This is a genomic window from Rhodohalobacter sp. (assembly GCF_041686455.1).
In the GTDB taxonomy this organism is placed as follows: domain Bacteria; phylum Bacteroidota; class Rhodothermia; order Balneolales; family Balneolaceae; genus Rhodohalobacter.
Map to the genome: position 1 here is coordinate 1 of NZ_JAWLDW010000098.1, position 10,097 is coordinate 10,097.

The 10,097-nt window shown below is 42.1% G+C and carries 11 protein-coding genes; 5 read left to right on the top strand and 6 right to left on the bottom strand.

The features are described 5' to 3' along the window. From hemN to ACESM0_RS10655, 3 genes are all read left to right on the top strand, one after another. Positions 1–829, top strand: an 829-nt coding sequence (hemN, locus tag ACESM0_RS10645; protein ID WP_372906194.1) for an oxygen-independent coproporphyrinogen III oxidase, incomplete at its 5' end; no start/stop codon positions are given. Between the two features lie 7 nt (positions 830–836). Continuing rightward, positions 837–1,883, top strand: a complete 1,047-nt coding sequence (locus tag ACESM0_RS10650) for a COX15/CtaA family protein (RefSeq protein ID WP_372906195.1) — start codon at positions 837–839, stop codon at positions 1,881–1,883. Between the two features lie 10 nt (positions 1,884–1,893). Next, entirely contained in the window at positions 1,894–3,117 is a 1,224-nt protein-coding gene (locus tag ACESM0_RS10655; RefSeq protein ID WP_372906196.1) for a hypothetical protein, read from the top strand. A 67-nt stretch (positions 3,118–3,184) separates the two neighbouring features. Here the strand turns inward: ACESM0_RS10655 and ACESM0_RS10660 are convergent, their stop codons facing one another. The 4 genes from ACESM0_RS10660 to ACESM0_RS10675 all read right to left on the bottom strand — a co-directional run bounded on the left by ACESM0_RS10660 (position 3,185) and on the right by ACESM0_RS10675 (position 6,986). Then, entirely contained in the window at positions 3,185–3,586 is a 402-nt protein-coding gene (locus ACESM0_RS10660) for a putative toxin-antitoxin system toxin component, PIN family (RefSeq protein ID WP_372906197.1), read from the bottom strand. 65 nt (positions 3,587–3,651) lie between these two features. Beyond that, on the bottom strand, positions 3,652–3,870 hold the full coding sequence (locus ACESM0_RS10665; protein ID WP_101074419.1) for a ribbon-helix-helix protein, CopG family: 219 nt from the start codon (positions 3,868–3,870) through the stop codon (positions 3,652–3,654). A 68-nt stretch (positions 3,871–3,938) separates the two neighbouring features. Then, positions 3,939–4,838 carry an SMP-30/gluconolactonase/LRE family protein gene (locus tag ACESM0_RS10670; RefSeq protein WP_372906198.1) on the bottom strand — a complete coding sequence of 300 codons (900 nt, stop codon included), beginning with the start codon at positions 4,836–4,838 and terminating at the stop codon, positions 3,939–3,941. 327 nt (positions 4,839–5,165) lie between these two features. After that, positions 5,166–6,986 (bottom strand): glycerophosphodiester phosphodiesterase family protein, encoded by a 1,821-nt coding sequence (locus ACESM0_RS10675; protein WP_372906199.1) that lies wholly within the window; start codon positions 6,984–6,986, stop codon positions 5,166–5,168. 257 nt (positions 6,987–7,243) lie between these two features. Between ACESM0_RS10675 and ACESM0_RS10680 the strand changes: the two genes are divergently transcribed. Together ACESM0_RS10680 and ACESM0_RS10685 are read left to right on the top strand one after the other, a co-directional pair. Continuing rightward, complete coding sequence (locus tag ACESM0_RS10680; RefSeq protein WP_372906200.1) at positions 7,244–7,615, top strand: (2Fe-2S) ferredoxin domain-containing protein; 372 nt, start codon at positions 7,244–7,246, stop codon at positions 7,613–7,615. 4 nt (positions 7,616–7,619) lie between these two features. Continuing rightward, entirely contained in the window at positions 7,620–8,396 is a 777-nt protein-coding gene (locus tag ACESM0_RS10685; RefSeq protein ID WP_372906201.1) for a tetratricopeptide repeat protein, read from the top strand. Between the two features lie 377 nt (positions 8,397–8,773). On the opposite strand, the gene ACESM0_RS10690 is transcribed toward ACESM0_RS10685, so the two are convergent. Both ACESM0_RS10690 and ACESM0_RS10695 read right to left on the bottom strand, forming a co-directional pair. Beyond that, entirely contained in the window at positions 8,774–9,259 is a 486-nt protein-coding gene (locus tag ACESM0_RS10690) for a DUF308 domain-containing protein (RefSeq protein ID WP_372906202.1), read from the bottom strand. Positions 9,260–9,339: 80 nt separating this feature from the next. Beyond that, the gene (locus tag ACESM0_RS10695) at positions 9,340–9,897 is read right to left on the bottom strand and encodes a transposase (RefSeq protein WP_372906203.1); all 558 of its coding nucleotides are present in this window, start codon (positions 9,895–9,897) and stop codon (positions 9,340–9,342) included. Positions 9,898–10,097: the final 200 nt, after the last annotated feature.

A 10,097-nucleotide genomic window follows, 5' to 3' on the forward strand; every position in this document is an offset into this window, starting at 1 on the left:
TCATAGAATTCAGCCGTTTGAACAGACCGAGCAGGTAACCCGCTGGCTGCGTGAGGCGTGGATCAACTCCATCAATTTCGATTTGATCTACGGCCTGCCTAAACAGACACTCAATACGTTTCAACAGACCCTCAGAGATGTTCAAACGCTGGACCCGGATCGGCTGGCGGTTTACAGCTATGCGCATCTGCCCAACCTGATGCCTTCTCAGCGCTTACTGAATGAAGAGGATTTCCCAACTCCGGACGAAAAACTGTCGATGCTGATGATGGCGATCGATACGCTTGAGAATGAAGGCTACCGATATATCGGGATGGATCACTTTTCGAAAGAGGGCGATGAGCTAACCAAGGCCCTGGAAGAGGGAACGTTGCAGCGAAACTTTCAAGGGTACAGCACACATGCCAACACAGATATGTACGCTTTGGGAATGTCGGGTATTTCGATGGTGGACTCCATCTACTATCAGAATACAAAAGATCTGGACGCCTACTACACGGAGCTGGACAATGGAAATCTACCTGTTATCAAACAGATGATTTTAAGTGAAGATGATCGAATCAGACGCGACTGGATCTCCCGGTTGATGTGTAAACCTCGCGTATCTTTTAGTGATTTCAATAAAAAATGGAATGTGGATGTAAAGTCATATTTTGCAGATGAATGGCATCGCCTTGATGAATTGGAAGAAGACGGATTGATCATTCAGCTCGAAGAAGAAATACAAATTACAGAACGTGGACGGCTCTTTTTGAGAAATATTGCAATGGCATTTGACGCATATCTTTCTCAGGACAAACAGACAAATCGCTATTCAAAAACGGTATAAGGGGAATATGGAGATGCAGCCAAAAGATAAAAAATGGCTTCGTGCATGGTTTATCAGCGGAGCGGTGCTTGTTATGTTAATCTTAATTGTGGGAGGCATAACAAGGTTGACCGGGTCGGGACTGTCGATGACCGATTGGAAACCCATTATGGGTGCGATTCCACCAATAACCGATGCTCAATGGAATGATGCGTTTGATCAATACAAACAGTTTCCGGAGTATCAGCAGGTTAATCGGGGAATGGAACTGTCTGAATTTAAGTACATCTTTTTCTGGGAGTATCTTCATAGAATGCTTGGGCGTTTGATTGGAATCGTGTTCCTGGTGCCGTTTATCTACTTCGTTGCGAGGAAAAAACTGAATTCTAAATGGCTCAAACGATCGGTATGGCTGCTCATTCTTGGCGGTTCGCAAGGTTTGATGGGCTGGTACATGGTTCAGAGCGGTCTGGTGGATGTGCCCCACGTAAATCCCTATCGGCTTACCGCACACCTGATGCTCGCGTTTACCATTTTTGCGTTTTGTGTATGGTATGCCGCTGACCTGACCAAGTTTAATTCACAATCTGAACCGAGAAAACAGGAATTGAGCAAATGGCTGAAAATACTGTTTGGTGTAGTTGTTGTTCAGGTAGTGTGGGGGGCTTTGGTAGCAGGCCTTGATGCAGGGCACGTTTACAATACATTTCCCAAAATGTATCAGTACTGGGTCCCGCCCGAAATTATGGCTTTAGAACCCTGGTATCAGAATTTCACGGAAAACTCATCTACGGTACAGTTTATTCATCGATCACTGGCTGCTTTGATCGGCTTGATGGCAATCGGTTACTGGGTTCGACTCTTTACGGTGCCTTCAAGTAACTCTGCCAAGCTTTGGGGCGGAATAATTTTTGTACTGGTATTAGTGCAGTACGCTTTAGGAGTATTTACATTGATATCTCATGTCCAAATCACACTTGCTGTGATGCATCAGTTTGTGGCTCTCCTGCTTGTAGGAGCTATATTAGTGGGGATATACAGCATCAGGGAAAACAGGGCTCAGACAATTTTATAATTTGTCCGATATGGAACAGAAAGATCAGCTTTTACAGAAAGTTTGGTTGTGGAGCTTGTTATTCTTTCTGGTTGCTGCATTTACAGGCTTTGTCTATCGATGGGGTTTGATCGGCGGTGATATCCTTGGCCTCAGGATGTCTAATGTTCGTCATGCCCATTCTCACCTCATGTTCTTCAACTGGGTAACACCGGTTCCCTTGGTATTTATGGCTCGCCATCTGATGAAAACAGCCCCGGAAGCTTACTCATCCCTGAAATGGTGCATAACCGTAATTATTCTTATTGGATTTGCCTCCTATCCGTTTTTCCTGATCTACGGCTATCATCCGGTTCAAATAGGGACTGCGAATCTTCCATTCTCTGTAATGCTATCCGGGCTGGTGATGATCGGATGGTACTGGTTTGGATTGATATATCTGAAGTATAGAAATAAAGCGGACTCTTCTCTTTCTCAGCTCTTTTATGATGGAGCACTGGTTATGCTGGTAGTCAGTTCTCTCGGGGCATGGGGTGTAGCTGTAGCCCAGTTTGGAAATATCGATAATAATTTGATCTCCGGCGCCCTGACCCATTTTTTTCTGACTACATTTACAGAAGGCTGGTGTGTTTTGGCGGCAATCGGGATATTCTATGATCTATCTGAAAAGAACTATTCATTACCGGTTGATAAGAACTGGCTGATTGCCCCGATCGTGTTGGGTGCTCCTCTGATGTTTCCGTTTGGACTTTCTGTTGATCTGCTGAATGAGTCGCTGTTGTGGACTGCAAAATTTGGCTCTTTATTAGTGGGAATCGGACTGGGGATAAATCTATGGTATATGGCACGAGCCTTACCGAGTCGAAATAAAGTGATCTGGTTGTTTGTTCTAGCGATGTTGGCTTTAAAAGTTACAATTCAGTTATCAGCAGTTTTCTTGCCGGAAACACTTTGGCTGGGACAGCATGGATTGCGTGTCTTATACTTACACCTTATGCTACTTGGATTTGTGAGTACACTGTTTTTTGCAGCATTTCATACCGTAAACACCCGAAGTTCAAAAGCAGGCGTCTACCTGTTTCTTGGTTCAGTATTTGTGTTGATAGCAACACTCGTATTAATCAGCGGGTTATGGCCGCCCGCCTGGCAGCCCACAAATGTATATCGATGGGTTACAGTTGGGGCGATACTGCCATCTATCGCTATTGCGGTGGAGTTGGTTGTTGCAGGGTATTCGAGGTTTAAACAAGGATAACACTGTACGTAAATTCAGTTTCCGTAGTTGTTGAAATAGAAAAGAAACTTGACAAATGAAATAAGAACTACTTTTTGAGCAGCTCCCAAAAACCCCGAGGAGAAATGATCTTAAGTTGAGAGATCTTATTAGAAATAACTAAGAGGTCTTTATCTCCGGTAACCAAAACATCAGCATTTGCTCTCAATGCGGATTCTAAGATCCATCGGTCGTCTTCATCCCTTATTTTGATTTTGGAAGGATTTTCAGGAGCCGGTTCAACGTGATGTTGCCGCATAAATTGAAGTACATTTTGAACCTTTTTTTCAGGCACATTCAGTTTATTCAACAAAACACTATTTAGTTCATCTAAAACAATTTCTCCTGTTATTAGTTGATGGTCTAAGAGTATTACCTCAAGTAAATCGGCACATAATCCTCTTGCTGTAAATGCACTGATAAGAACATTTGTGTCAGCAAAAATTTTCATGCAGATCTTTTGAAAAGGTTAGTGTGAAGAATGTGTAAAAAAAAGAAGTTGATTACATCTAATATTCAGGAAACTTCTCGGAATACATCTTCATCGGTAAGCCATCCTTGCGCTTCTCCATATGGAAGCAACTCTTTACGAAGTTGTTGAAATGATTCTACGGTAAGCTGACGCTTAAGAGCCTGACGTACAAATTCACTTTTTGTTTGACCTGATCGTTTAGAAGACTCCTCAAGAAGTTGATCAAGTTCCTTGTCAATCCTAACAGTAAGTGTAGTTTCCATGATAATCTAAATTTCAGATGTACTTCAATGCAATACATTCAAAACGATCAGAAAATTAAGATCGTATTCTAACGTCCCTTAACGTTCGTTTGAACCCGATAAACTGAGTTAGGTGCGGTAACGTAAATTCTGCTGTAATCAGAATCGCCCCAGGCCAGATTAGTGATGCGCTCGTCGAACTCTATAATCTGAATACGGTTTCCTTCTGTATCAAAGATTGACAGACCGCCAGGGCCTGTAGAGTATAATCTGCCCTCTGAATCTGTTTTTATGCCGTCAGCCGCACCGGTATCATCCCGTTCTCCTACACTTGCGAAAAGAGTTTCGTTTGCTACAGAACCATCCTCAAGGAGGTCAAAACGTAATATTTGTCCGGTTGCAGAGTCGTTGACATAAAGTTTCGATTCATCAGGCGATAACGCAATTCCATTTGGATACTCAAAACCATCGTAAAGCAGGGTTAATGTTCCATCCTGGTCGAGCCTGAAAACACCGCTGAAATCCAATTCCCGATCTTCGTCCGATACTCCAAATGGCGGGTCTGTGAAGAAAATTTTTCCGTCAGACCGGGCAACCAGGTCATTCGGACTGTTGAGTCGGTTACCATTGAATTCTTCGGCCAATACGGTGAGTGTTAAATCGTCATTGACCTGTGAAACTTTACCACTGTGCTGAGCTAACAGCACGGTTCCATCAGGTGAGGATGTAATTCCATTTGAATTACCGCTTGGCTCAATATAAACTTCAGATTCAGAGTTGCCAGGCTCCCACTTAAAGATGGTATTGGCGGGAATGTCGCTGAAAAGAAGAAAGCCATCCGGGTGCCAAAAAGGGCCTTCTGTAAACTGGAAACCCTCCGTAATGGCCTCCGGTTCACCAAGCGTCAGCTCAGTTTCATTTGTGCAGGAAAAAAGAAACATCAGAAAGAAAATGGTAAAACCTGATAATAGTATGGTTAGACGGCTCATGAGTTTGTGATTTATGTTGGTGATTTTTGTTTCATAAGATAAAACTGTAGTAGGAAGTGTTTATGTATTCACTTTTATAAGTAACGTTAATTCGATATAAAATCACTGAATTTGGCCATATGAGAAATTCCATCCTTAAGAAGGAAAGTATTTAGGTAAATGGATATTAATGAGGAAAATTCCATGGACACCCCTCTTTATTTCGTTTCACGTGTCGCTAACGCTCGGAGCCCCTTTTTAGGGGAGAATTGTTCAAATCCGTCATTAGCTTTCTTATATCGAACTCACGTTAATTAAGTTAATTTTAAAATAGTAATGAAATTTGCCTTATTCAGAAAAAGGGTCAAGGATTAAAAAGCCGAATCGGAGCAATAGCCTTTCAGCATTAGTCAATTGAGAAAATTCATCTGTAACTGCAATAGCAAGACCGGGTTCATCAGTTATTAAACCTGAAACTCTTTTTTCAAGTAATTCAACCATATTACCTGTAGAATTTACGGTCCATGCGTAAACGGGCTGATTTCTTGAACTATAGTCCCGAATCATTTGGGCTGTAATATTCTGCTGATTAATTGCCAGGAAGTCCATTGGGATACGGCTAAGATCGCCGGCGGCTACGGCAGAAAGGTAACCAACTGGGATGTCGGTGGACAGGCTTTTTACCTGTTGTAAGGCATCGACAGAGAGTGACATTAGCAATACCTGATCTTCCATTCCATGCTCCTGAATCAACCGTATTGTTTCTTCAGCTAAATTTTCCCTGAACCCATAATATTTCAGCTCTATCATCAAACCAATTTCACCTCTAGCCATCTCTAGATATTCAGATAGAGTGGGGATGACAAGAAGCTGATTCGGATAGTCATCGTCTGAATGCATCCGTAATTGTTGCAATTCAGTACGAGTCATTTGGTGAAGGCGTCCGGGGTGACCGGCTACTCGCATCAGGTCGGCGTCGTGCAGGACCACGGGAATACCATCGGCCGTAAGTTGCACATCTATTTCTGCATAATCTACACCCAATCGAATAGATTCCTGCAGTGCAGCGAGACTATTTTCAGTTGCCCCGCCGGCTATGGCCCGGTGAGACACAATTTCGGGCCTATATTCATGTGCATCCGGTGACCGGGTCAAAATAAGGCTTGAGATTATACTGCTGAAAAGTAAAAGGGATAAAATCACAGCGAGATTTTTTGGCCGGCCGATCCATCGAAGCGCGCGAATAGTTTTTTGAGTGAGTTGTAACATTCCCGGAGATACAACCGCTTGATGTCCGCGAATGTAGATATAGTAAAATTTAGTGATAATAGCTGATAGGAGTGAAAACCCTACAAATGAGATTGAGGCGGTAATGATAAAACTCAGAATTAAATACCCCCCTGCAAATGCAGCTAGAATACGGAGAGAGTCGCTTACGTCCAATACCCAGGTGCTCAAAGTTGCAAATAAAAAGATAAGAATGGCGTCAGAAATCAACCGGATCAGAAACCAAAATAATACGGCTACACCAATACTTTTTAAAAAAATAAGCATTTTGGTAAATGAAAGCGTCCACGCTTCTTTTAAAGATTCGCGTAGTGACCGTCTACCGTCCAGATATGAAGGAAGTGCCGGAAGTGAAAAGCCCAGGAGAATAAGCACACCAATCCCCCATATACCGGTCCAGATTCCCCCAAAAGTTAGGGCCCTGTACCATTCCGGTGGTGTGGCCGATAAATAGTAATTGATATCAAATTCCGTAAGATAGGTTTGATAGATACCCCAAATACCGGCTAAAAGATTCAGTGCCAAAGCGATAGCGGCTCCAATCGTAATTGCGCAAAGCTTGATCAAAAGAGGTGCACGCTGAATAATTTGAACAGTTGTGGACGTTATAGAGACATTTCTGCCCCGAAGTTCATCTGTAATAATTTGAAACAGTCCGGCATAACGAATGGAGGTCCCGGATAAAGTGATGAGGAGAATTAAAAAGAGATACGAAAAACCGGAAGGTGATAGGACAAATTGAATGATTTCATTATTTCCTGCTGGGAGACGATCGCCTCGAAAAACCCCCCAGTGGACCATGGCTATAAAAATAGGGGCCAGAATAGCGGTGAAAAATGCATACACAATGAGGGTCCAGCCGGCCATTGGTTTCCACAGCAAAACCACAGATCTCCATGAGGAGCGAAATGTAGACGAAAAAAAGGATTGAACCAGCCAACTCATAAAGATTATATAGGTATACTGAAAAAATGAACTCTGTTTTTAGGGCAGAATAATAAGCCGGCTATTTCAAAAAACCATAGATTATAAATGAAATTGTTACCCTTATTGTTATTAAAAGCGTAATGTTTGTGTATTTTTTAAATTTTACCAGAATTTGATGGTGATTTGCAAAATGAATAGTAATTGATGTTAGGATGGACAAACGATTAAAAAGATTGCAGAATAAAGCAGGAGAACTGCATGTTGACAAAATTAAGCGACATATTTTTTTGTGTGCAGATCAAACTAAACCAAAATGCTGTAAACACAAAGATAGCCTGAAAGCGTGGAAATATTTAAAAAAACGACTAAAGGAACTCAACCTTGACGGAGAGGGCGGAATTTACCGGACAAAGGCAAACTGCCTTAGAATTTGTAAACGAGGGCCGATTGCGGTGGTTTATCCCGAAGGCACGTGGTATCACTCCTGCAGTCCGGATGTTCTGGAAAGAATCATTCAGGAACACCTGATAGACGGAAATCCGGTGGAGGAGTACATGATCATTGAACATCCATTAAATCCATAAAATTATGAAATCAACAATTTTTACCTTGTCTTTGCTGATGTTTATGATCAGTATGCCACTCATCACTTTTGGGGCTGAAGTTTCTGATCCCGACAAACTGCTGAAAGAGGCTGAGGAATTATTTGAAGCCGGTGACGAAAAGGAAGCGCTCGAAGTATATCTTGAAGTGCTGGATGAAGAATCGGAAAATTACGAAGCACTTTGGAATGCCAGCTTGATCAACTCGCGGCTGGGTTATCAGCTTGGAGATGACGAAGAGGAGAAGCAGCTGGAATATTATGAAGAGGCTCTTGATTTGGCTGATCGTGCCATAGAGCACCACGACGATGAAGGACACTCCTATTATGTGAAAGCGGTGGCATTGGGCAGATGGAGTGATCTGCAGGGGAATAAGACCCGGGTGGAGACTTCTCACGAAATTAAAGAGAATATTGAAAAGGCGGCCGAAATAATTCCTGACTACGCACCGCTATGGCATCTGTATGGAGTTTTTCACTCAGATATAGCCAACATCAGTGGAGCGGAGAAATTTGCAGCGAATCTGATTTCGGAAGGAGTTCCGGATGGTAGTAATGATAAAGCTGAAGAGTATCTCAAAAAAGCGATCGAGATGATGCCCGAGTGTATTCTGTTTCGATTGGATCTGGCCAAGCACTATATGAAAGAGGAAGAAGATGATAAGGCAAAAGAGGTTTTGGAAGAGATTGAAGATATGGACGTAGAATTGCCAAGTGAAGGCCAGCTTAAAGAGGAGGCAGCCAATATTCTAGAGGATTTGTAATGGGGAATGAATTCTCCCCTTGAGGGGAGTGCGGCGAAGCCGCGAGGGGTGTTCCATGCTAGGTCAACAAAAATATATTCCGTACCTGACGGCACGGGTATAAGGAATGTATTTTTAACTTTTCTACCCATGTTCAGTCCCTAGCGAAACTGTAAGACGCCTTGATTCTCAGATTTTATATCTACAATCCTCTCTAAATTGAGACAGATTGAGGCATTTTATTATTTGCCCTATACACGGTTTCTATTTGAAGACTATGTCCCGTTAGGGACATAACATGGGGAGAAGAGAATGGAGGGAAAGCCTATTGGTATGCCGTCAGGTAAGCAATATAATAACCTGCGAACTCTGCGTCACAGCGGTGAAAGTCATATCCATCAGTGCACAATCACATCCGGATCGTCATCATTGCCACGTTTTCGATTTCGGTCTTGAAACAAGCGAATCAGATTGGATACTCCATAGAGTAACATGAAAGCCGCGATAAAGTAGGCAACAGAATCGGGATTCATCAAAATGAGAACGGCAATAATCATAGTAAGAAAACCCATAATGGCGAACTGAAAGGCCATCACCATCATCAATCCAAAGAATCCCAGAAATATGGCAAATGTATAAGGGATCAGTTCTGGGAAGATGAAAATCAGTACGCCGGCTACAATAGGAAACCCTGAAATGAACGCGGGAACCCGGGCATACATAAACATCAATCCGAGGGCAATCAGATATCCGCCGGCAATCAGGTACAGAAAGTTAGCGTACATGAGAACCAGTGCTCCGGTTACCAGTGCTAAAAGAGCAGTTAAGGCCTGACGTTCTCTGGATTTTTGTGGAGTGGAGGAAATTTGAAAATGAAATTGCATGGGTTGATAACTTAGTTTAAGACTAGTACTCGTGGCACGCCTTTGAGTCGTGCCACGAGTGGTTTAATGCATTAAATTAATTAATTGATAACACCAGCAGAAACTGTTACCTCTGATAGATTGATAAATTCTTTTGTGTTTTCCGGAAGTCGAAGTAACTCTACAGCCAAATTTTTGTTACAAAGAGAGCCATTTCTAATCTGAATATAATCAGGGTAGGACGAAAATCTCCACTCTTCAATGTTTGTGACTAAACCAGCGCGAAGAGGATTTTGATGAATATAGTGAAGGCAATATTGTCCGTAGAAGTATTCTTCATTCGCATCTGAGATATTCTTGAACTTGGTGTTTTGTCTAAAAAGAGAACCGCTTCGGCTTTCTTGTTTGTTAATGGCTTTGATATACGAACTTAGAAGTGTTCGTAAATCAATAACATACTTCTGATAATCAAAATGAGCTTTTGTGAATACAAGTAAGTGAAAGTGATTTGGCATCAAGCAATATGCAAGAATATGGAGATGAGGTATAAGATGCTTTCTGACTTTTTTCAAAAAATAAATATAGTTTCTTTCTGCAAAGAAAATGGGCTCTCGATTATTTCCCTGATTGTATATATGATATAAGCTCTCTTTTTCCATATGTGTGGTGTTGTAAAACTCGTGGCACGTCTCAAAGGCGTGCCACGAGTACTCTGAGTTCTTTTTCAGTCTACTTCATAACCTCTTCAATATCCTTAATTTCCTTCGGTACATCGGTCAAATTCTCATGTCCATCTTCTGTGATAATGAGATTATCTTCAATTCGGATGCCGCCAAAATTCAGGAGCGACTCAACTTTA